Raw genomic sequence first — 24,400 nt, 5'->3', positions numbered from 1 at the left:
TACTGCGATGTTCACCACGCTATCCATCATTCCTTGTGAATTATCTATATCTAATTGACTTAGTGTATAGGTTGCTGTACAACTCGTACTTTCTCCTGGTGCTAATTCATCTATATTACATGTTATTACACTTAAGACATTCGTTCCTGGAACACTCATAAATGTCGGTCCAGCATCGCTTACACTTACATCTGTAAGATTCGTCGTTCCTGCATTCGTGATCAGGTAAGTATAAGTAATCATATCACCTGCATCCACTACTGTTGAGTTAGCTCCTGAGCTAATCGTCGGCAATCCCGCTGTTTTCACAATCGATATACTATCGAATGGAACCACTGGAATATCCAATGTATCAGGGATCGACATCACTGGAGGTCCTACTGGTGGCGTGCCATTCGCTATCGCTATGTTCATCGCTGATGAATCACCCGCGATCGCATTATCAAAGTCTGCTTGACTAACGGTATATGTTGCCGCACAAGTCGTGCTTTCTGTCGGTGCCAATGTGGTCAATGGGCAGCTTAAGCCTTGTAAACTATTAGTACCCGCAGCACCACCAAAGCTTGGACCTGCGTCTGTGATCGATACATTGTCTATGGTTGTTCCTCCAATATTGGTTACTAAGAAGCTATACGTGATAACATCTCCCGCCATCGTAATTTCCGCTAAATCTGCTGACTTAACGATGCTTAGGCTGTCTAGTGTCTCAAACTGAGTTACTGCATCATCTGGATCTGATATAACGGTCATTCCCATTGGATCTAAACCTTGCGCTATCGCTATATTGACAACTCCATCTGTAATTCCAGTACCATTATCAACATCGGCTTGCGATAATATGTAAGTAGCAGTGAAGGTCTGATTTGCACCAGGAGCCAAGTTAACTGAAGTCGGCATATATGCACTGAGAGAATTTGTTCCTAAAATACCTCCAAAAGAAGGTCCTGCATCAACTGGTACGACTCCTGTCAAACCAACATTTCCTGTATTTGTTATTACATAAGTGTATGTAATTATATCACCAGCATCTACGTTGAGGATATCTGTTCCATTTGCGAAAGTAGGCGCAGTTACTAGTTTTTGAATCATCAACATAGGCCCAGCAGGAATAGTGGTTTTCGCTGAATCAATATTAGACATAATCATTGGTGGCACTGGGTCATCTGAAGGAGGTGTTCCAGAAGCCTGAGCTCCATTGACAATTCCTTCTAAAATTCCTGCTGCATTATCCACATCCGCTTGCGACATGGTGTAGGTAGAAGTACATTCTACTGAAGCACCGGGTGCCAGAAAAATCACTGGACAATCAATAGCAAGGGCACCATTGGTTCCTTGAATCGTATTAAATAACGGTCCACTATCTTCCACACTCACATCTGTCAAATTTACATTACCTGTATTCGTTAGTGTAAATGTGTAGTCAATTTGATCACCACCGTCAGATAACAATGGATCTGCACCAAGCACCATAGTCGGTGTAGCCACATCCTTCACTAATAGCAAAGAAGGCGTTGCTGGAACAGTTGTCATAGCTGTATCTGGTACAGAAGTGATCGGTGGCAATCCTGGAGGAGTACCATTGGCAAATGCTATATTTACCACACTGTCCACTTCACCTAAAGCATTGTCAATATCTTCTTGACTTAAAGTGTAAGTAGCTGAACAAGAGGTGTTCTGTCCTGGAGCTAAATTAATCGCTGAACAAGTGATTGGTGACAAAGTACCTGTTGCTGCTGAACCACTAAATGTTGGACCTGCATCACTAACAGAAATAGCAGTCAAAACTGTATTTCCAGTATTCATTACATTGTAAGTATAAGTTATTTGATCCCCTGCATCCACTAAGCTAGGATTAGCTCCTAATAGCGTACTAGGTGGACTAGCTGTCTTATCTACAACAATCATAGGAGTAGCGGTTACTGGAATCATCAACGTATCTGGCTGAGATGTCAAAGGAGGAAATCCCGGAGGAGTAGCCGTTCCAGTTGCAATATTAGTTGCCATCATATCACCAGCAGTTGCATTGTCAAAGTCTGCTTGACTTACTGTGTAAGTAGCTGTACAAGTCGCAACGCCGCCTGGATTTAAATCTGACATATCACATGTCAATCCTACCAGGCTGTTTGTTCCTGCTGCACCCCCAAAACTAGGGCCATTATCATTTATAGTTAGATCATCTAGATCTGTATTTCCTGTATTTGTTACTGTAAAAGTATAGGTAATGACATCACCGGCTACAGTAATTTCTGCTAGATCAGAAGTCTTAACAACTTCCAATCTTGGAACTGGAATAGGCGTCGGGTCATCAAAGGTAGGCGTGTCGCCTGTATCACCTGGTGCTCCTGCATTATCAGTCGACGGATCACCATTTCCATCCAATCCCGTTCCATCATCGGAATCATCTACCGCTTGGATGCCTGAATTCACTCCTGTGCCTGCAGCTCTTGCCTGATTTTCTAAAGGATCTACAGCTAAAAGACTATCCACATGTGCAGTTAATATAACTTGAACCTCATAATAATCTCCTATCGCAAGTGTATCACCATCAGCGACCATGCTGGTAAGTCTATTGGTTGGTGCTGGTGAAATTCCTGTATACGAGCCACCTTCTTCACTTCCATTAGAAGCTATTGTTCCAATGGTCGGTTGTTTAATTATGGTTACAGAAGACGTAAGAATAGGATAATCCAAAACATCTATTAAAGGTAGCGTTTCAAGATCTTCGTTCCCTGTATTTAAAACCTTAATGGCAAAAGTCATCTGGTAGATGCTGTCATTTAAGAAAGTAACATCAGTCAGTGCTTTTGTCACTGAAATAGAAGGTAATGCTAGAGGCGTCGGATCTGCATTCGTTCCATCATCCATGTTACCTGGCGTATTGTCATCTGAATCATCCATCACAGGTGTTCCATTAATATCGGTAGCTGAAGTACTTGCTTGATTTTCCAATTCACCATCTACATTAAATACAGATCCTGGTGCATCTGGATTAATCTCAGCTACAATACTCACTGTTTGTGTTGCTCCTACTACCAAGGTCAAACTACCATCTAGAACTTCTGTATTAAAACCAGATCCAACATAGGTCAAGTCTAATCCAGCTGCCGGGGCAGTTACAGGAGTTCCTATAATGCCTACGAATGCGGAACCATATTGATCTTCAAAATCTTCCTGAAGAGAAACACCATTTAAATCCGCATTTCCTGTATTTGTAATTGTATAAGTATAGGTAACATCAAAGTTGCCTTGAACTCCACTGCTAGCAGGAACTACTCCCGTTACCGCTTTGAGTAATTCGATCGCTGGTAGTGGTGGAAGAGGTGTAGGATCATCTGGTGTTCCCATATCGCCCGGCTCCCCTATATTATTGCCTTCTGGATCCGATCCACTATCAGAGTCATCTGTCACTGGAACGAAATCCATTCCTGGATTATTAGGATCTGGCAAATCATTACCCATGCCATCTGTTGGATTACCTGTTGCTGTTGACTGATTCGTCAAACCTAAAACTGGCACTAAACTAGCGTCTATTTCTACAACTATTTGCAAGGTAACACTTTCTCCTGGTAAAAGTACACCTGCCGTGCCATCTAACAAATTAGGCATGCTGCTAGTTACCGGATTTGTACTAGCACTGCTCGACGTGATGATAGCTTCAGTAGTTATTCCAACATAAGCTGGTGCTAGTTGTGTAGCTATATCATCAGTTAAAGCGATCATTTCCAGCGGTGTAGTTCCAGTGTTCGCAACGATTATCTGATAAGTCACATCGAAATTACCTGCTATTCCGCTTGCTGCTTCTACTGTATTTACGATCTCTTTTGTATTGCTTATTTCTGGGATGTATAATGGAGTAGGATTATTGGTCCCCATAGCTCCATCATCTCCTGACCCATTCGGATTATCTCCATCCGCGTCAGGTGTAACAACTGAACTAGTATTATCATCGGATAGATCCGTCGCTAAATTACCATTTGGATCTGTTCCTGTGACTGTGGCTTGATTTTCTAGACCGCTTGCAAGACTTTCACTAGCATTTACTTCTACTACAACTCGAACGGTAATAGATTCACCTGGAGCAAGTTCACCATCCATATTTAAAAGTTCACTGTCTAGGTCTCCGTTGTATGCTGCATTAGGAGTTGGATCAATTGTAGTTCCAACAGTTCCAGCTACAAATATCGAAGGTGGTGTGGTAACACCTACAAATGCGCTACCCCACTGGGCTTTTAGCATATCTTTAAGAGCAATATTAGTTAAGTTATTACCATCCGTATTTTCGATGTAAAAATCCATTGTTACCAAGTAGTTACCTGTTGTCGTTGCTGGACTTACATTGCTTATTGTTTTAACTAATCCAATAGTTCCTGGTAAATTGACTGGTGTAGGATCGTCATAAATATTAGCACCATTACCGTCGTTAGGAGCTCCTGGATTGCTACCATCTGGATCTGTTCCACTATCTGATAAGTCAGTGATATCCCCATCCATATAAGGATTACCAGTGGCTGGATCCACGAGAATAGTTCCTAAAGCATCCGTGGGTAGGCCTTCTGCTGTAGACTGGTTAAGGTATGGTTGATTACAAGTTGTTGCCGTGATGTCAGCTTCTACCACAATATCTACTATAAAAGATTGACCCGGAAGAATCAACCCATTATTATTTAAGGCATCATTAGTTCCATTCATAATGGTCGTCGAAGCAGCTGCCGTTGGTGCTGTAGCTGCATCTATGTTTGATACCGTTATGTTTGTTGTACCCACATAACCACCACAGAGAATAGTGGCAATATCATCTGTTAATGTTATATTTTCGAGCGGTGTATTTCCTGTATTTTTAATAATATGTCTATACGTTATAAAATAATGATCCGGAGTCGGCGCAGCTGCAGTCATATTTACACTTTTCGCTATATCTATAGAAGGAGAGGGCGGAAAAGGAGTAGGATCATTATCATTACTAGCTGGATCGTCAGGATCATCGCCTGTCGTATCACCATTAGGAGTTCCTGTAGGCGCATCATTATCGGATATATCTGAAGCAGAATTACCTGTACCATCATCCTCAGCAATGGCTGTAGCTTGATTTTCAGCTGGATCTGGCATCAAATCTAAATCTACTTCAATGGTCACTGTGACTGCGACACACTCTCCTGGAGCTAACTCTCCATTAGTACCATTTAATAAATTAGTATTTGGAGAAAATCCTGTAAAGGTTGGTGCGAGCGTTGGATCAGTGGTTGCAGTAGAAGTACCTAATGCTGGATTTGTAGTAACTCCCACAAATCCACTTCCAAATTCGTTACTAAAATTATCAATCAAACTAATTCCAGTTAAACTAGAACCTCCATTATTACAAATATTGAAGGTATATGTTGCGTCTACATTACCGGGTTTCGCACTAGCTGCAGGATTAGTAATAGAGGTTAATTGCTTACTTAGATCTAGAATTCCAGGAAGTGTGATAGGTGTAACGTCATCCTCATCTGTGTCTGGCAAATCTACAGGATCATCAGACAGATCAGAAATCGTATTACCGGCTGCAACAGCATTTCCATTTACATCGATGACGTCTATCGGAGTTCCTGCGTTATTCACTGGAATTCCTAAAGCTTGCGCTTGGTTATTTTGATCTGCTGCCATTAGCATTCCAAATTCTACCGGATCAACTTCAAACATGAGTCTAGCAATATACATTTGTCCCGGCTCAAGTACGTCTGTATTTGTTCCACTAATCAGATCACCATCTCCACCTGCCGTAGTTGTGGCAGTTCCATCAAAAGTCCCTGTATTGTTTGCTGGTGCCATTGTACTACTACCATTGATAACTGATATGGTAGCTGTGCCTGATTGGTATGCTGCTCCTAAGTTCGATAGATCATCTAAGATTGATAAGGTTGAAAGGTTTGTATTACCTGTATTTTCTACTGAGATATCAAATGTCAATTTTGCATTTCCATTGCTTAATATTACAGTATTGGTTAGTGCTTTACTTGCATTTATTGATGCTACCAAAGGGAATGGCGTAGGATCATCAAGTGTTCCTTCATCTGCAACTCCAGCAGTCATATCATCCGATAGATCCGTTACTGAATTTCCAAAACCATCTGTTCCTGAGACACTTCCTTGATTATCTGCTGGATCTGGTAGTTCATCCAAATCAATTTCTACGGCAAAGCTAACGCTCACACATTGTCCAGGCTCCACTAATCCAGAAGTTCCATTGAACATAATATCGTTAGGTGAAAATCCTGTATACGTTGCATAGAGTGTCGGAGCAGTAGTCGCAGTACTCGACGGCAAAATGACAGGAGAAGTAGAAACCTCTACAAAACCACTGCCAAATTGTGAATTAAAGTTGTCCAGTAGCTGAATATTCATTAAGTCATTCGCTCCATCGTTACAGAAATTAAAATTATAGGTAGCAATAACATTACCTGGGGTGGTTGCTGGAGTTACAGAAACCAAACTCTTGGTTAACGTTATATTGCTTGGAAGGATAATAGGTGTTGGATCCTCTTGGGTGCCATCATCCGGATTACCCGGAGTACTATCATCTGATAAGTCAGACACATCACCTGCAGCGTAAGGCATTCCATCACTTGGATCGTTATATATATTCATTGATGCATCAGTAGGTACACCACTTGCAGTAGCTTGATTCGTAACTGGCATTGCTAAAGATCCAAAGCCAATAGGATCCACGTCTACCATCAACTGAACCATAAACTGTTCACCTGGAGCTAAAAAACCATCAGTTCCAGTGAGGATATCAATATTTCCAACTCCATCGTATGTCCCACTTGTAGCAGTGGGCGCCATAGTCGCTGAAATATTAGTCACTGTGATCATAAAACTCTGAGTAGTAGGATCAGCACCTGGTAAGAATGAAAGCGGATCTGCCAGTGTTAAATTCTGAAGATAAGTATTTCCTGAATTCTCAACTAAGAAATCAAAAGTCAATTTATAATCACCATCTGGCTGCACGACTGCACTAGAATATGTTTTTTCTACACTAACTGAAGGTATAATCAGCTGCGTAGGATCATCATCAGCACCCGTTTCATTGTAAGGGTTGGTATCGCCATCGATATCCGATGCATCATCTGAGTCATCGGTAGACGGCATTCCTTCCCCATCATCTGCCGCAGAGGCCACAGCTGTATTCTCAGCCGGTGAAGGTAACGCACTAGCATCCACTTCGACTGTCAACTGTACTGTAATACATTCGCCACCATCGATTCCTCCATCTGAATTAAGTAAATTTGAAACTCCATTGCCATTATAAACACCATTCACTGTTGGGTCAGCTGTCATCGTATTAGTACCAGCTTCAATAATAACAGGCGGTGTAGTTACACCCACGAAGCCACTTCCGAATTGGCTATTAAAATTATCCGTTAGACTAATGCCTGTTAAAGGAAGCCCTCCTGTGTTGCAAATTTCAAATTGATAAGTTACGTCATAATTACCAACAATCCCACTTGACGCAGGCACTGGAACTGAGGCGATACTTTTAGTTGTTTCGATCACACCTGCTGTGGGACAAGGCGTCAAATAAATAGGTCCTTCTACTGAAGCATGACCAAACCACCAAGTATTTATGACATTAGATTCTCCGTAACCATTACTTGTAGAGGCTGTATTTCTATTCCAAATATGAGCTGGTTGTAACTGACCACTTAACTCCACAAAAGGTGGATTTGGAGCCATTCCAGGTGGATTTGTTGCAGGATTATTGTCCAAGTCTAAATTAGGGTCATTATCACCCGATGCATCAATATTCGTATCGTCCCAATAATGAAAGCTTTGAAAGTTTCCATTAGATGGATGCTCAAGATCCACAGTAAAGCCAGGATTGTTATATTCCACATCGGATTGCATGAAATGAACTTCACCCTGATAAAAGGTTATCAAAATAGGAACATCACTATCAACGGGTACTGCATTTCCTTGCCCGTCCATTCCATCCCAAGGTATACATTGATTTAATGGATCCCCGTCTTCAATTCTAAGTACCAATAATCTATCGGTTGTTCCATCTGTAAAGACCTGATCTTCTAGATTGAAGTCAAAGAGAATCTGGACAAGTCCAGGTTGTCCCACCGTAACATCAACACAAAAGCTAGAAGCTGCATCACAATTAATAGATTGATTAACGATACTGGGAGAACCTACGACCTCCCCAAGAATGGGAGCTTCATAACAATTAGGATCTGGATCGTTAACAAAGATCTTGAATTCGGGATTTGTACTTCCACTAGCATTCAATGACTGCCTATCTAATTCAGGATCTCCCATCATGCCTGGTCCCGATCCATTAAACGCCAACCTAAAGCCTAAGCCTCTAAAACCTGAACCTGCAAAATCTATTGATTGTACAAAATTATCATTTGTTAAAACATAAACTTTTCCCTCAAAAGATTTTGCAAACACATCTGAACTTGTACATCCAAATGATGGATTACAAGGAGTTCTAAAAGCCCAATTTTGAGCATAAAGTCTGCCAGGGATTATATTCCCTGACATATTAGCTACAGAAATATCGAAATTTCGTATATACCCCCCATTAGCTCCAGTCGAACTACCATCGAATGTAGTTCTGTCAAATTCGATACAATAAGTACCAGATGTCGATGGATTAAATACATATTGAGCATTAGATATATCATATCCACCAGTCATAGCACCTATATTTGGACCGTTGACTAATTCGTTATAGTTATTTCCATTAGCATTTGCCGAAGTGACTGTACCTGTGTGCACAACCATCCCAGATGAATTAACAATACGAAATGAATATCCTGGAGTTGCTCCAGTATTTCCAAGATTATTTACTTCTAAACCGAGTCCCAGATAAACGACTTCACTTGCATCTTTAACCTCAAAACACAAGCTTTGTGTTGTACCATTTGAACCAAAATAGGCGAAATCACTTGCTATTCCAAAACCTCCATTAATGCTTAACAACGCTAAGTCATTAATTGTAGGGGATAACTGAGGTGTGCCCTCTGCTGTAATCGGGGTTTGCTTTAAGACAAGCAAAGCTAAAATCAATACTTGGATATATCTTTTCATAATTTGTTGTTGAACGTAGTGTTCTTAAAAATTGCTTTTTTGATATTTCTGTTAAGAAATATTGGTAAACTATATTTACGGTATAAATTATCAGGTTCTCAAGCATATCGCATACTAGTATTCTAGCATACCATAAGTCATTAAACTATCGCTGTTCATTCTATTTTAAACTCTGATTATTTCATGAATACTCCGAAAGGGTGTTAACGAAGTAAAAATTGAAAGTCAATCTTTCATGAAATGATCCAATTTCACTTAGGTCGGTAAAATCTTAATCACTAATTCTTAAAATTCAATAAGTACAATACACATTTGATGCCAAATATATTACATTACTTCGACATATATAATACATATTGCAATTACTATTAATGTTTTACTAATTGATAGTCAAATAATAATGCGTACACCCGAATAACTTTCTGTCTGAATGTCTCTAAATCCTATTTTTACTAGATAATTTGTAACTTTTAATGAATTAAGCTTTAACACAATACATATATTATTACATTGATATGTAAAATTGAAAGATTTTTGATGAGATAGATTTCACCAGTGATTAACCTATATAAAATCATTAATCATATCTAGAGTGAATTCCTATTAGCTTAGTTTCATCATTTTCTATTTGATGAGAAACTATATATATAATAGCTTCCGTTGTACAAAAGCCGATTTGAAAGATGTTTTAGATTAAAACAGTTTTAGGTATATCATACATAAGCATCATCCATATGCATACTTTTTTATTAAGCATTATTCCAAATACCATTAATTTGATCTTAAGAAGATAAATCCACGTGTAACCTTTTTAGAAAACTAAACCCCACAGAAAACACACCGATCTAATACAGCCCGTGCATCTGCTTTATTAATCATCGTCTTGAAAATCCACTACTCTTTTATCCTGACTTCTTCCGTTTCGTCGAACCATTCAAACTTGATCTCATTAATCCGTTCCATATATTCCTTCCACGATCCTTGATTGAATTCATTAATCGCATCGATAAGCATCTGCGCATTATCCTTCGCCACTTTCACGGTATTCTGCGCATTTTCACCTGGAATTCCCCAAGTAGATCCGAGGTACCTTCTAGGTGTTCCAATGATTCCGCTTAATTTAGCAGGGTCTCTTACAATTCCTTTTACTTCCTCTACTTCTGTATAAATATTCAATAAAGAATCGATTTCATCGATGGTTGCTTCATTTAAGTCTTTAATTTCTGATTTCAGACTGTCCTCAAGCACGCTGGTCATCTCTCCGATAAGTTTCACCTTCTTCTTTGCGGCAACTAGTTGGTCAATCGATTCTTTAGTCGCGGTGATGATTTTATAGTAATCTTTCAGCATCTTGTTTTTAGCGATTAAATCCGTAGTCGCAACTGGTGCCCTTGGATCTGTTTTCACTTCGATCGTAGTAGAATCTTTATCGTCGTTATATTCCACGACAATCTTATAAGTTCCTGGCACAACATCATTCCCACCTGGTTCTCTGTTGCCTCCTCTTCTTCCACCCTGCCCTAAACTCGGAGATTCCACACCTTTCTCATCTAATCTCCATGTCATGTAGTTAATTCCATCCTCCAATTTCTGAGTAAGTGTTCTTAAAGTATCGCCTTGCAAGCTTAATACATGCATCGTAGCACTATCGTTTTTCTTCTTCCTTTTCCCTTTCTTTTCGCTTTTATCCGAATCTGCATTAGCAATTTCCGCTTTCTCTTTAGCCTCTTTTACCTTTTTCTTTGATTTACGTTTTTTCTTTGGCTCTGCAACTTCATCCATCACTTTCTCCTTCTCTTCTTTCTTAGCTGGTTTCTTCCAAACAGCTATTTGAGCACCGCCTGTATTCTTATTATCCCCGATAAATTCACCTTGTGCTGTAAATCTAATTCCATCGTACGATCGACTATTCGTCTGATATCCTGCACCTGGTTCAAAAACAGCAAAATCGTTATCTAAGACACTACCATTACTGCCAGCAATTTCTCTTAATGGTCTAATATCATCTAGTACCCAAAACGCTCTTCCGAAGGTACCGATCACGAGATCTGCTTCTCGATCTTGAATGGCGAAATCTCTGATCTGAACATTTGGAAATTTCTTATTCCACTTATTCCAATTTTCTCCGTAATCAAAGGAAACGTACATTCCATCATCTGTTCCTAGAAATAACAAATTAGGTTCTACATCATCTTGAATAACTGCTGCAACAAAACTTGCTGCATCATTTTTATCTACTAATCGCTTCCATGTCACCCCATAGTCTGATGTATGAAACAAATAAGGCTCCCAATTATTACGTCTAAAATCATTCACAACAACGAAAACTTCTCCAGCATTAACCCCAGAAACTTCTAATTTTGGAATCCATCCTCCTTGCGGAAATCCAGGAATACTTGCACTTAGATTCGCCCAAGTCTTTCCTCCATCTTTTGTGAGTTGTAAGTTACCATCATCGGTTCCGACCCACACCACATTCTTGTCCACTGGACTTGGTGCGATCGAAATAATGGTTGTATAATTCTCTGCTTGTGTTGCATCTATCGTCAATCCACCAGATTCTAATTGCTTCTGTTTCTCTGGATCATTCGTTGTTAAATCGGGAGAAATGATCTTCCATGACTTTCCTTCATCTCCAGAATAGTGAACAAATTGACTTCCGAAATATAAACCATTCGTATTAAATGGATCCAGTGCCAATGCAGCATTCCAGTTAAATCTTAAGTAGGTCCCATCAGGATGAACAGGCTTTATAAATTCAGTTCGCCCTGTTTCTCTATCGTAATATCCCACATTTCCGCCTTGAGACATCGCGTATCCATAGCGACTATCACCTGGTTTCGCTGCCACATCAAATCCATCTCCGAAATACAATTCCTGCCAATCATTGTTCCTAATTCCACCACTTTTCAAGACGTATCCTGGCCCTACCCAAGAGCCATTATCTTGCATTCCACCATATACATGATATGGGAAATCATCATCGACATTGACGTGATAAAATTGACCTACAGGAATATTAGAGGCGAATCTCCAGGTTTCTCCACCATCATGTGATATGTTAAGTCCTCCATCATTACCATCGATCACATGTTCCGTATCCATCGGATTAATCCAGAACGCATGATGATCAGGGTGCACACCATTCCCATAATCTGCAATGCTTCTAAAAGTCTTTCCTCCATCATCACTCTTCGTCACATAAGTATGCAGGTTATAAATTCGATTTTCATTTTGCGGATCCACATACAATTCTGCATAGTAAAATGGTCGTCCACCGATATTTTTATCTGAAACCAATTTCCAGTTGAATCCACCATCTGTAGATTTGTAAAGTCCATTAACCTTAGCTTCCACTAATGCATAGACGATATTAGATTTATTAGTTGCAAATGCAATTCCTATTCTTCCAAGATCACCTTTGGGCAATCCATTCTCTGAAGTAATTTCCTTCCAATTATTTCCACCATCGACCGTGATGTAAAGGCCCGAACCTTCACCTCCTGAATTAAATGTCCAAGGCTTTCTCCCGAATTCCCACATCCCTGCAATAATTTTATTAGGATTATTCGGATCCACCACCATGTCACCTATCCCTACTTCCTCCCCTACATAAAGTGATTTCGTCCAGGTTTCTCCTCCATCAGTGGTTTTATAAACACCTCTATCTTCAGAAGGTCCCCAAGCAGAGCCCATTGCGCCGACATATACCGTCTGTGGGTCATCTTTATGAATGATAATCCGGTGAATCAAGATCGTCCTTTCTAAACCCATCAATTTCCAAGTCTTTCCACCATCTAATGATTTATAGACTCCTCGACCACTATTATGTGAATTTCTCGGATTCCCCTCACCTGTTCCTACCCATATTTCGCTAGGATTCTGCTGGTTTATCTTTAAAGCACCAATGGATAAAGTTTCTTCTTCGTCGAAAATCGGTTTCCAACTGATTCCGCCATTTTCAGACAACCAGACACCACCAGAAGCAGTTCCAATGTATATTCTATCTGTATTCGAGAGGTCTACATCTATTGCAGTAACTCGACCACTCATTCCGGCCGGACCGATGTTCCTTAGGCTCATTCCAGCTAGTTTTTCCATGTCAATTTTCTGACCTAGAAGCATCGTACAGCATAGGAAAGATATCAGTGTTAATATTAGGTGGCTTTTCTTAAACATTTAGTTATATTTTTTAGTTTCTTATCGTGAAAATAGCGAATTAAGCGTTTTTATATAATAATCAGAGTCATTTGTTTATTCTAGTTATTTAATATTCTATTTTTACATCTTATGCAATTTGTATTTCCTAACTTCCTGTGGGCGCTTTTACTTTTAGCGATCCCTATCATCATCCACTTATTCTTCTTCAGGAGGTTTAAGAAAGTGTACTTTACTAATGTCAAGTTTTTAAAGGAGGTTAAAGAAGAGACCAGTTCTCGCAACAAGCTGAAAAACCTATTGATCTTGCTATCGAGGCTTTTAGCGCTAGCGTTTTTAGTATTCGCATTTGCTCAGCCATTCTTGCCATCTAAAGATCAACGAATTCAAGGAAAAAAAGCAGTAAGCATTTATCTGGATAATTCATTTAGTATGTCTGCATTGACGAATGATGTAAGTCTGGTAAATAAAGCAAAGCAAAAGGCTCAAGAGATTGTTGCTGCTTATGGGGAAGATGAAAGGTTTCAGATATTGAGTAACAATTTCGAAGCTGCTCAGCAAAGGTTGCTAACTAAAGAAGAAGCGCTCGCAAGTATAGATGAGATCACGGAACGTCCAGAAGTTTATCCCCTTTCCCAAGTAGCGAATAGACAACGTCAAGCGTTAAATCAGGAAAATTTCGACACAAAGATTTTCTACCAGATTTCTGACTTTCAGAAAAATATTTCGGATGCTTATGAAATGCAAGATTCTTCTGAGCAGATGAATCTCATCCCACTACAAGCCGTTCAAGATTTAAATGTATCCATCGATTCAGTCTGGTTTGCCACTAAGGTTCCGATGATTAACCAAACGAATAAATTGGTTATCAAACTGACGAATCATAGTAACGAAGACAGAGATGGTGTTAGATTAAGTGTGAATCACGATGGCCAGACACGGCCTCTAGGCTTGAAAAATATTAAAGCGAATTCTAGTACAATTGATACTGCTAATCTTAATATCACTACTCCAGGATGGAACACTGCGGATATTAATATCGTGGATTACCCGATTGTTTTCGATGATAACTATAAAATTGCCTTCGAGGTTAAGGAAAACATAAAAGTGCTGAATATCAATCAAGGCATGAATAACCGATACTTAGATGCTTTGTTCAAGGGAATCTCCTTTATCAGTGCAGATAATCAAGCTTCGAGCAATGTTGCATATGCTGACCTTCAGAGTTATGAGCTTATTATTTTAAATGATTTAGTTTCTGTCAGTTCCGGGCTTAGTTCTGCACTAGATGAATACGTCGTTGGCGGAGGAAACCTTTTGATTTTTCCAGGTAGAAATGCCGATCTCAGTTCATTCAATACCTTCTTAAGTCAGATCAATACAAATACACTTCAACCTTTCGAGGAAAAAGTAGAGGAAGTTGGGCGGTTGAATGCTGATGAATTCATATTTAAGGATGTTTTCGAACGACAATTTAGAAATATTAAACTTCCTAAGGTCAATGGATCTTTCGGACTCAATCAAGTTCAGTCTAGAGGAGAGGAAGTCATCCTTTCGTATAGAGATGGTGGAAGTTATATCGGAAAATACAGCTCAGGAAATGGTCATATTTACTTATGCTCTGCTCCTTTGAATAATGAAACAAATGATCTGGTTCAGAATGCAGAAATTTTTGTTCCAATGATTTTCAAAATGGCTATCTCTTCTGGAACAAGCAAGCAGATTTCATACACGATAGGTAAAAACAGGACAATAGAAATCGATAATGAAAAATCGAACACCGATATTGTTTATAAAGTAAAAGGAGAACAAGAATTCATCCCTTCTCAGATCAATGCTGGCACTAAAGTTATCCTCAATATGGGTGACAACATCGTTAAATCTGGTATTTATGATATCAATTTAGGTGAAACTACTGTAAGGAAAGTGGCTTTCAATTATAATAAATTAGAATCAGAGTTGGACTATTTTAATACGAGAGATCTGACGGAAATATATGGTGAAGGAATCAATATTTTCAGCAACCAACTGGATAGTAATTTCACTCAAGTCATAGAGGAGAAAGATCAAGGAATTGCCTTCTGGAAATGGTGTATTTTCATAGTTCTAGGCTTCCTAGCCATAGAGCAAATCCTGCTTAGAATAAAAAGTTAAATTAGCATTTAGAGATTCTAATAACTAGGTACAATGCAAGGTTTCTACCTGAATTATAAAGGCGTATATCTCTTCAATTTTAGAAAATTAAATAAACAGATGATGTAATTCTTAATCGAACTCGGGTTAAGAAATAAAAAATATGTAATTTCGCAGCGACAAATTCAGAAACTGTAACAAATGAAGCTGATTCTCAAGCAAGCGAAAATCATTGATCCGTCTTGGAATAAAGAAAAAAAGCGATTTGATATTGCGATCAAAAACGGTAAGATTGAGAAAATTGCTTCTAATATAGATTTACCAAGCTATAAAATAATTTCTTCCGAAAATCTTCATGTTTCTATTGGCTTCTTTGATATCGGGACACAAATAGGTGAACCTGGATTAGAACATCGAGAAGACTTTGCCTCCATTACTGAAGCTGCAAGTGCAGGTGGTTATACTGGAATTGCGCCTTTCCCTAATAACGAGCCTGCTACACAATCGAAGTCAGAGGTTAAATACATTATCAATAATACCTCATCTGGCCCGATTTCTTTTTATCCAATCGGTGCAGTTAGTAAGTCATGTAAAGGAGAAGATATTACGGAATTTATAGACATGAAAAAACATGGCGCTGTAGCTTTTTCCGATGGTAAGAAGTCTGTTCATGATGCTGGATTAATGTTGAGATCACTTCAATATGCGAAAGCAAGTGACTCGTTAATTATTAACCATCCTGACGAACACGACTTAAGTGGTGCTGGACAGATTCATGAAGGGATTATTAGCGTTAGCTTAGGTCTAGAAGGTATTCCTGAGATGGCGGAGAGCCTCGGATTGCAAAGAGATATCCAGTTAGCCCAATATGCTCAAAGTAGGTATTGTGCTTATAATGTTTCAAGCGCTCATTCTGTGAAAATACTTAAGAAAACGAAGTGGGCAACTTCTACCGTTTCTTATTTGAATCTGCTATTTACAGATACTGATTTAGAAGATTTCAATTCGAATCTAAAAGTAATACCACCATTAAGAAGCAGAAAAGATAAAAATGCATTGATCAAAGCTCTGAAAACAGATGTGATCAACTGTATTACTTCGGGTCATCGACCATTAGAAGAAGAATTAAAGAAAAAATCATTTGCTTTTGCTGATTTTGGGGCTATCGGAATAGAAACGACTTTTGCAGCATTGCTTACAGAACTAGAAGAAAGTCTAGGTCTTGAAAAGATCATAGAAAAACTAACCCATGGACCAAGGAATGTATTAGGAGTCGAAATTCCTCAAATTAAGGAAGGAGAACGAGCTAATATTTGCATTTTTGATCCAAAAACAACATGGATTTACGATAAAGTGAAGTCAAAATCCAAAAATTCTCCTTTTATTGGTTCTTCGTTCAAGGGCAAAGTATTAGGAATCATTAATAACGGGAAATACATCAGTCAGTAGAATGGATAAATTAAGAGAAAATAGTGGAGTTGTAAATGGAGTCCTTTTTGGCTTAGTTGTCGTTATTTTGGGGATGTTAATGTATTTTATAAGTAAACCTTTATTCTTAAATCCAGGATTAAGATTCTTCTTATCATTAGCTATTCCTATTGTATTTATTTCAAGGGCGGCACTAGATGAGCGAAAGAAAAATGGTGGATTTATATCCTTTCCAGAAGCTTTGCAACCTGCTTACATTTGTCTGATTATCGGTTCTGTAATTTTCACAATTTTCCAGTTTATCATAATGAACGCGGATTTCGAGTTGTTAGAAATTCAAAGAGACATAGCAGTAGAGTCTGTAAAATCGTTATCTGGTTTTGCCAATTTAACTGAAGAAAATATCGCTGCATTTGAAGAGATGACGGCAGAAGACCTTAGACCTGATTTCCAAGCATTCTTACTCGGACTTGCTAAAAACTTTATCTTAGGTTTTATCATCGCAGCTATCATTGCTGCCATTGTAAAAAGAAAAAATTTAGCCAGTGAGCAAAATTGATATATCTGTAGTTGTCCCTTTATTGAACGAGGAAGAGTCTCTGCCAGAATTGTGTGCTTGGATAAAAAAAGTAGCTGATGCTAATGGATTCAGTTATGAAGTACTGTTAATCGATGATGGTAGTACCGATAAATCTTGGGAGATCATTCAGGGTTTAAAGAAGGAGAATGAACATATCAAGGGTATAAAATTTAGAAGAAACTACGGTAAGTCTGCAGCTTTAAATGTGGGGTTCGAAGCCGCTCTGGGTGACGTGATCATTACGATGGATGCTGATCTTCAGGATAGTCCTGATGAAATTCCAGAACTATATCGTATGGTGATGAAGGATAATTTTGACCTCGTTTCAGGATGGAAGCAAAAAAGATATGATCCGATTTCTAAGACCATGCCTTCTAAATTATTCAATGCTTTCACTAGAAAGATGAGTGGAATCAAACTTAATGATTTCAATTGTGGACTGAAAGCATATAAAAAAGAGGTGGTTAAGAACATCGAAGTTTACGGTGAAATGCACAGATATATTCCTGTCATTGCGAAGTGGGAAGGGTTCACGAAAATAGGTGAAAAAGTTGTTCAACACCAAGCAAGAAAATACGGATCGTCTAAGTTTACCGGTTTTAAAAGAGCCATCAATGGATTCTTAGATATCATTTCTATTTCATTTATTGGTCGATTCGGGAAAGCACCGATGCACTTTTTTGGGGCATTAGGAACCTTGCTTTTTGCGATTGGATTCTTTTCGGTCTTGTACATCGGAATTATGAAAGTCTATCGGTTGAGTAATCACTTACCAACTATTCTGGTGACGAGTAATCCTTACTTTTATATTGCATTAACGACAATTATTCTAGGAACCATACTTTTCTTAGTTGGATTCTTAGCGGAGTTAATCAATCAAAACAATCCAAGAAGAAGTGTTTATAAGGTGGAAAGCAGAATTTAAATAGCTACAGCAAACGTTTTTCATCTTCATTACGTCTATATAATAAAAGGTAGTATTATGATGAAGGTCTATATGTTTTTGAGCCTATTTTTATTGGTCAATTTATGCTTCCAATGCGATTGCGACAACGATGATCTGGAAGATGTATCTTGTTTTGAATTTGATCAGCGACAGTGTGCAGGAGACGAGTGGGCTAATGAAATTCCGATCAGTGATACGGAGGAGGTCAGAGAACAAAAGATGAAAACTTATCTGGAATCTAAGGATATAGAAGTTAATTCAGTTAATCTTGTTTTAAATTATCATGATGGTGTCTGTGAAGCATGTTATATCTGCCCTGAAGAGCATCGCTTTTTTGTAGAAATTAACAAAGAAGATCAAGGGAAATTGGAGGAGCTGGATTTGTTGAATTTGGGATTTTCGGATTGTGGTGGCTAGTAAGTCCCGGAGGGACGATACCTTTGTAACATTAGCAGATTTATATAAATATAAGCGCCAGAGGTGCGACACCTTATTTTATTAGGTTGATTAAAAAAACTAAAAACTTCTGACTCATGACTCAAGGCTAATGACTTCTGACTTACATGACATCAGCTCGGCAATCCTTGCACACGCTCACAGCTCTTCTCGGCGTACCGATCTATTGAATCAAGAAATTGATTAAACTGAAATTAGATCTCGTTTGAAAAACCCGAAAAACTAAAAACTAACGACTCAAGACTCACGACTCAAGACTCAAGACTTCTGACTTACATGACTCATGACTCAAGACTAATGACTTCTGACTTCTGACTTACATGACATCAGCTCGGCAATCCTTGCACACGCTCACAGCTCTTCTCGGCGTACCGATCTATTGAATCAAGAAATTGATTATACTGAAATTAGATCTCGTTTGAAAAACCCGAAAATCTAAAAACTCACGACTCAAGACTCACGACTCACGACTCAAGACTCAAGACTCAAGACTCACGACTCACGTCTCACGACTCACGACTTCTGACTCCTCCCCTCCCCTATATCTTCTCCGCATGCAACGACCGCCAATGTTTCAAATAATACTTCATGATCACCGGACGATCCAGCCTATTCGATTCAACCTCACTGACTTTTATATCTGAAGGAAAGTAGAAAATGTGATCAAAACTCTCTGCTTCCAAAAATTTCAACTCTAATTCTGGCCTAATTGCAAAGTCCATTTCCTGCTTAGATGCCAATACAAATCCCCAATTCCCAAATGATGGTACATTGATACTATAAGGGTATGTTTTCTTAAAACCACTTTCTATCATCGACTTCTCGATGCACCAAAAAGCTGAAGGACTTAATTCCGGACTCGTAGCTTGCGTCACAAAAGCACCACCCTCATTTAAGGAATTCTGCACCAAATTATAAAATGAAATACTGTATAATCTACTTAAACTCTCATTCGTCGGATCTGGTAAGTCAGCAATAATTAAGTCAAACTTCTTTTCATTAGCCATGAGCCAAACGAAGGCATCATCATTGATAATATCTACTTTCGGATCACTTAAAGCATCTTCATTCAATGTTCTAATCTGTGAAAACTCCTTAGAAATTTCGATGATCTCTGGATCTAACTCTATCAGTGATACGGACTCTAATTCTGGGTATTTCAACACTTCTCTTAATGCTAATCCCTCTCCTCCTCCAAGTATAGCAACATGCTTAACATTGGGCAATTGCATTCCTCCTACATGGACAAGCGCTTCATGATAGCGATATTCATCTCTGGAAGAAAACTGGATAGCGGAATTAAGATACAAACGAAATTCTGCCCCATTATCCGTAAGAATGATATTCTGGTAAGGAGTCGATTCATTATATACCACAGGATGCTTAAATACAGAGGTGTTCCAGTTATCAATAAATTGATTGGCCCGAAATCCTGCGAAACCTATTAAGGCAATAAAACTAATAGATACCGTCCATAGAATAGCGTCTCTTTTCCTGGTTCGCTCAATCATTGACCTAAAAAAAATAAAATTAGCTACACCAATAAATATATTCAAAAAGCCAAATAACAATGACGATTTATATACTCCCATAAATGGAATCAGGACGAAAGGAAATATGAGTGTCGCAACTAATGCTCCTATATAATCAAGGGTTAGCACATCGGATAATTCCTTCGATTCTAATTTATCTCCTTGCAACAATTGCGTTAAAATGGGAACTTCCAGCCCTGTTAAGGTCCCGATAATTATGATTAATCCGAGTATAAAAATATTAAAGCCTTCGAAATCAGCATAGGAAAAATAGATATAACACAATGGAACTGAAAAAGCCCCCACAAGCCCAAGAATAATTTCTATCCAGATAAATGAAAACATCAAATCTTTCACGAAATACCTAGAAAGCCAAGATCCGAGACCCATCGCTGCGAGATAAAATCCTATGATAATGGAAAACTGACGAACGCTATCGCCTAAGAAATACGAGGAGACTGTACTAATCAGTAATTCGTAGATGATTGAACACATTCCCACAATTAACGTTGAGAATAGTAAGAAGCGCTTTTGTGTCTTGATAGTTGGCAAAAAGTCCTATATATTTAGAAAACAAAGGTATTATAATTAGTTTTACAAAAAAATAAAGAATGGAACAAAGACAAGAGAGTTTTTTTGGTAAATATAAATGGTATTTAATCATTCTAGGAGTAATGGTTTTCTACATGATCAGCAAAAACAATACGCCTAGCTCATCTAACACGGGAGATACGGTCTATATTGAATCAACTGTTCAAGAGCCGACGGAAGGTGTGATCACGAAAGTAAAAGAAGTAGAACCTGAAATTTTTAAAATAACAGAAGAAGAAGTAGTTGCCACGAAAGACGACTCGCGGATTATTGCGACTTATCTAGATGGCGGTGTTGATACTTTCCAATTGCAAGAAATTGCGGTTATCGATACAACTCTTCAAAGCGAAGATTCACATTACAGAAGAAGAAGTGGAATTAGTACAGCAGTTCATTATGGATTGTTAGGATATTGGTTAGGAAGACCGATGGGTTCTGGAATCAGACAAAGTTCTTACGCGAACAGTGATGCTTATAACAGATCTCAGAACGGAAGAACTAGAATGAATAGCAGTGCAACTCGTAAGACTGTTAGAACTCCAAGACCTTCATCTACTGGAAAATCAGGATTCGGTTCAGGAAAATCGACAAGATCATATGGCGGATAGGACTTTTGATCTTAAGCGAGTTCCAGAAAGAGAAATAAGTCAGGCAGGTTTCGATTGGTATTTAGGTCAAGAATATTTAGTGGCCGAAGCTTTAATTCTAGAGCCGGAGGAAGTTGACAATTATGTACGAATTGCTGAGGAAGCGATAGACCTATTCAATGAAACAGTGGATCGGATTATTGAGAAGGCGGACTGGGACAAGTTTGCTTTTCCCATTCTAATGCGTGAGATGATTCAGCATTCTTGGGACCGAGGCGACATGCACTTATTAGCAAGATTCGATTTATCAGGTGGTATTCTAGGCATGCAGTCTAAAATCTACGAGTTAAATGCGGATACGCCGACAATGCTCCCGGAAACAGTAGTTTTTCAGCCACTTTTCAAAGATGAAATAAGACGGTCAGATTTTGCTCAGTTTAATAATCTAAGGGAGGAATTAACAACTGCCTTCAAAGAATTAATTCGACAAAATCCAGATCGAGAGCCAACTTTATTGGTGACTTCTTTGGGATATGAAGAAGATGTGCTTAACGCGCAGGTTGTCGAAGAAATAGCAAAAGAGGCTGGATTTACCACTCAATATGCAGATCTGGAAAATATAGTATTCGAAGATGATGGTGTGTATGTGGATTTTGAAGATGGTTCAGATATGCGATATGAGTACATGTATAAACTGGTGCCCTGGGAATTCATCATGTATGAAGAACCAGAGTTACTAGAAATTCTCCATAGATTGCAATTAGAAGACTTAGTATATATTCTAAATCCAGCTTATACTGCGATTATGCAATCAAAGGCGATCCTACCTTATGTTAGTGCCAATTTCAAGGAAGATTTCATTCTCAAAAGTAGTTTTTCTTCAGCTGATTTTAATGGTGAGCCGCATGTAGAGAAAGTAATATTTGGCAGACTAGGAGAGAATGTCAAGGTAATGGATAATAAAGGTACCGAAGTGGCCAAGAACGATGGAGATTTCGGAAATTTCGAAAAGATATATCAAGCCTTTTCTCCGCTATATCAAGATGATGACGGTGATTTTTATCAGCCAGGAATCTATGTTGTGGATAAAGTAGCTGCAGCTATTTCTTTCAGGCGATGTGATCATATTATCATCGATGATGATGCGGAATTTATACCTCACTTAATTGCTCCAGAATGAGATTTCTAGGAAAGCAATATATGGTCGAATTAAAAGGCTGTAACGCAAAACTTTTAGATGATCCTGAGTTTATAGGGACAGCAATGAGGGAAGCTGCTCTAAAAGCGAATGCAACGATTGTTCAGCAATTCTTTCACCAGTTTTCTCCTTTCGGAGTTAGCGGGACGATTGTCATTGCGGAGTCTCACATCAATATCCATACTTGGCCAGAGCATGCTTATGCAGCGATCGACATGTTTACCTGCAGTGACACACTGATCGCGGAGAACGCTATTGAATATCTTAAGGAAGCTTTAGAGGCTAAAGAGTGTACAACGAGCATGATGAATAGAGGGCAGATAGATTAGTTGTTTGTTTTTTTGTTTTTAGGATATAATAAGACGGCTGTTATATTTTCGTTATCGAATATCAGTCGGCTATTAAGCTAAACTTTTTATCTTCTATGTCAATGTTAGTCCCATCGTTCAAAATCATCTTCTAAAGGCATTTGTTTTCTATTTCAAATCGTGAATTATTCCTTCAACCGTCCTCATTAATTTCACAGGAGTTTCAAGATCACTTTGGTTCGTTATGACAGATATTCCTAGATTATATTTAGGAAGAATAAAGAACCAATTCTGACTTCCAAAACCTCCTCCGTGCATGTTATAATAAGTCCCATAATCTTCGTCATATCTGACTGGTAAATAGTAAGCAATTTTCCGGTCTTCATTTTCGTACAGAATTCGATGAGATTCTGAAACGACTGCATTCGTTGTATCTAGTTGAAATTCCATATAGTTCACCAAATCAGGCATCGTCGTTTTCACACCACCGTCTGCACCATATAATGCGATCTCATGAGGAACGAGCTTGCCTGTCATACCATATCCATTCGCTAAATATTGTTCTTTATCTTTCGGAAGGTCAATTTGAGTATGGGGCATGTTAGCATATGTACTATAATATTCCGTCAGAATTTCATTGAAGGATTGCTCATATACATTTTCTAATATTTGAGCCATTATTTCTGTGTCAATGTTAGAGTACAAGTAATTGATTCCAGGAGTCGTGTCTATTTTGATCAAATGCAGATCGGCGAAAAAGTCTTTTTTTGAGTAGTTCTTTTGAATTTCATGGACTTTAAAAGGAAGGCTTTCATTGAAGTCTGAGAATAAGTCATTGATACTTTCTGGAAGAAATTTCGCCATGCCACTCGTATGAGAAAGTAAGTGCTTAATTCTGATAGGTTCCCCATCGTATTCAAAGTTATCGAAGTCTTCTTTTAGGTAAAGTCGAATATCATCTTCTAGGTTTAACTTTCCGTCCAGAACCGCATTAGCCACTAAGATTCCAGTCATCGTTTTACTCACAGAAGCGATGCCATAGATGGTTTGGTCTGTTGGTGGATTTCCTTGGTTTTTATCTAATTCTCCGTAGTGAGAGGTGTACTTGCGACCATCTTTGTAGATTCCAATAGATACTGATGTTATCTTTTCATCTAACAGTAGGGTGTCTGCATTCTGATCCATCGACTTCTGAACTTGATTAATTGCGTTTGCTCTTGTTTGTGGATTGTTGCAATTTATGAAGAAGAAGAAGGAGGCAATTAGAACAGCAATAAATTTCATTAGAATCGTGGTTATTAAACATAGACGAATTCGAATGAAAAATGTTACTTCAGGTGCTAATAAAATTGACTTATTAAAATGTCAATGAATTATCGAACCGTATCCATGAAATTTTGGCTAC

The 24,400-nt window shown here is 38.5% G+C and carries 12 protein-coding genes; 8 read left to right on the top strand and 4 right to left on the bottom strand.

Going from position 1 to position 24,400, the window contains the following annotated elements; translation table 11 throughout:
• The coding region (locus L2586_RS02545) for a beta strand repeat-containing protein (RefSeq protein ID WP_235291196.1) at positions 1-9,078 on the bottom strand (9,078 nt) is incomplete at its 3' end.
• 894 nt (positions 9,079-9,972) lie between these two features.
• A complete protein-coding gene (locus L2586_RS02540) occupies positions 9,973-13,257 on the bottom strand; it encodes a VPS10 domain-containing protein (protein WP_235291195.1) in 3,285 nt (1,094 codons plus the stop codon).
• A gap of 111 nt (positions 13,258-13,368) precedes the next feature.
• On the opposite strand from L2586_RS02540, the gene L2586_RS02535 reads away from it, so the two are divergent.
• The 5 genes from L2586_RS02535 (at position 13,369) to L2586_RS02515 (ending at position 18,740) form a co-directional block, all read left to right on the top strand.
• A complete protein-coding gene (locus tag L2586_RS02535; RefSeq protein WP_235291194.1) occupies positions 13,369-15,390 on the top strand; it encodes a BatA domain-containing protein in 2,022 nt (673 codons plus the stop codon).
• 180 nt (positions 15,391-15,570) lie between these two features.
• Positions 15,571-16,818, top strand: coding sequence for a dihydroorotase (locus L2586_RS02530; protein ID WP_235291193.1), 1,248 nt, complete (start codon positions 15,571-15,573; stop codon positions 16,816-16,818).
• A 1-nt stretch (position 16,819) separates the two neighbouring features.
• The gene (locus L2586_RS02525; protein WP_235291192.1) at positions 16,820-17,356 is read left to right on the top strand and encodes a DUF4199 domain-containing protein; all 537 of its coding nucleotides are present in this window, start codon (positions 16,820-16,822) and stop codon (positions 17,354-17,356) included.
• Positions 17,352-18,302 carry a glycosyltransferase family 2 protein gene (locus L2586_RS02520; protein ID WP_348535548.1) on the top strand — a complete coding sequence of 317 codons (951 nt, stop codon included), beginning with the start codon at positions 17,352-17,354 and terminating at the stop codon, positions 18,300-18,302. Before L2586_RS02525 ends, L2586_RS02520 begins: the two co-directional genes overlap by 5 nt.
• A gap of 57 nt (positions 18,303-18,359) precedes the next feature.
• Complete coding sequence (locus L2586_RS02515; RefSeq protein WP_235291190.1) at positions 18,360-18,740, top strand: hypothetical protein; 381 nt, start codon at positions 18,360-18,362, stop codon at positions 18,738-18,740.
• Positions 18,741-19,318: 578 nt separating this feature from the next.
• On the opposite strand, the gene L2586_RS02510 is transcribed toward L2586_RS02515, so the two are convergent.
• Complete coding sequence (locus L2586_RS02510; protein WP_262914090.1) at positions 19,319-20,863, bottom strand: polyamine aminopropyltransferase; 1,545 nt, start codon at positions 20,861-20,863, stop codon at positions 19,319-19,321.
• 59 nt (positions 20,864-20,922) lie between these two features.
• Here L2586_RS02510 and L2586_RS02505 point away from each other — a divergent pair, with 59 nt between their 5' ends.
• Genes L2586_RS02505 through speD form a run of 3 tightly spaced genes read left to right on the top strand, consistent with a single transcriptional unit; the run spans position 20,923 to position 23,016 of the window.
• Positions 20,923-21,510 (top strand): hypothetical protein, encoded by a 588-nt coding sequence (locus tag L2586_RS02505; RefSeq protein WP_235291188.1) that lies wholly within the window; start codon positions 20,923-20,925, stop codon positions 21,508-21,510.
• A complete protein-coding gene (locus L2586_RS02500) occupies positions 21,500-22,669 on the top strand; it encodes a glutathionylspermidine synthase family protein (RefSeq protein ID WP_235291187.1) in 1,170 nt (389 codons plus the stop codon). The genes L2586_RS02505 and L2586_RS02500 overlap by 11 nt, the downstream gene beginning before the upstream one ends.
• A complete protein-coding gene (gene speD / locus L2586_RS02495) occupies positions 22,666-23,016 on the top strand; it encodes an adenosylmethionine decarboxylase (RefSeq protein WP_235291186.1) in 351 nt (116 codons plus the stop codon). The genes L2586_RS02500 and speD overlap by 4 nt, the downstream gene beginning before the upstream one ends.
• A 147-nt stretch (positions 23,017-23,163) precedes the next feature.
• Here speD and L2586_RS02490 read toward each other — a convergent pair whose 3' ends face one another.
• Positions 23,164-24,279, bottom strand: a complete 1,116-nt coding sequence (locus tag L2586_RS02490) for a serine hydrolase domain-containing protein (protein ID WP_235291185.1) — start codon at positions 24,277-24,279, stop codon at positions 23,164-23,166.
• Positions 24,280-24,400: the final 121 nt, after the last annotated feature.

Origin of the sequence: Portibacter lacus, from assembly GCF_021533215.1 — a bacterium.
In the GTDB taxonomy this organism is placed as follows: domain Bacteria; phylum Bacteroidota; class Bacteroidia; order Chitinophagales; family Saprospiraceae; genus Portibacter; species Portibacter lacus.
The sequence above is the reverse complement of the archived record's forward strand: the minus strand, read 5'-3'. Positions and strand labels throughout refer to the sequence as shown.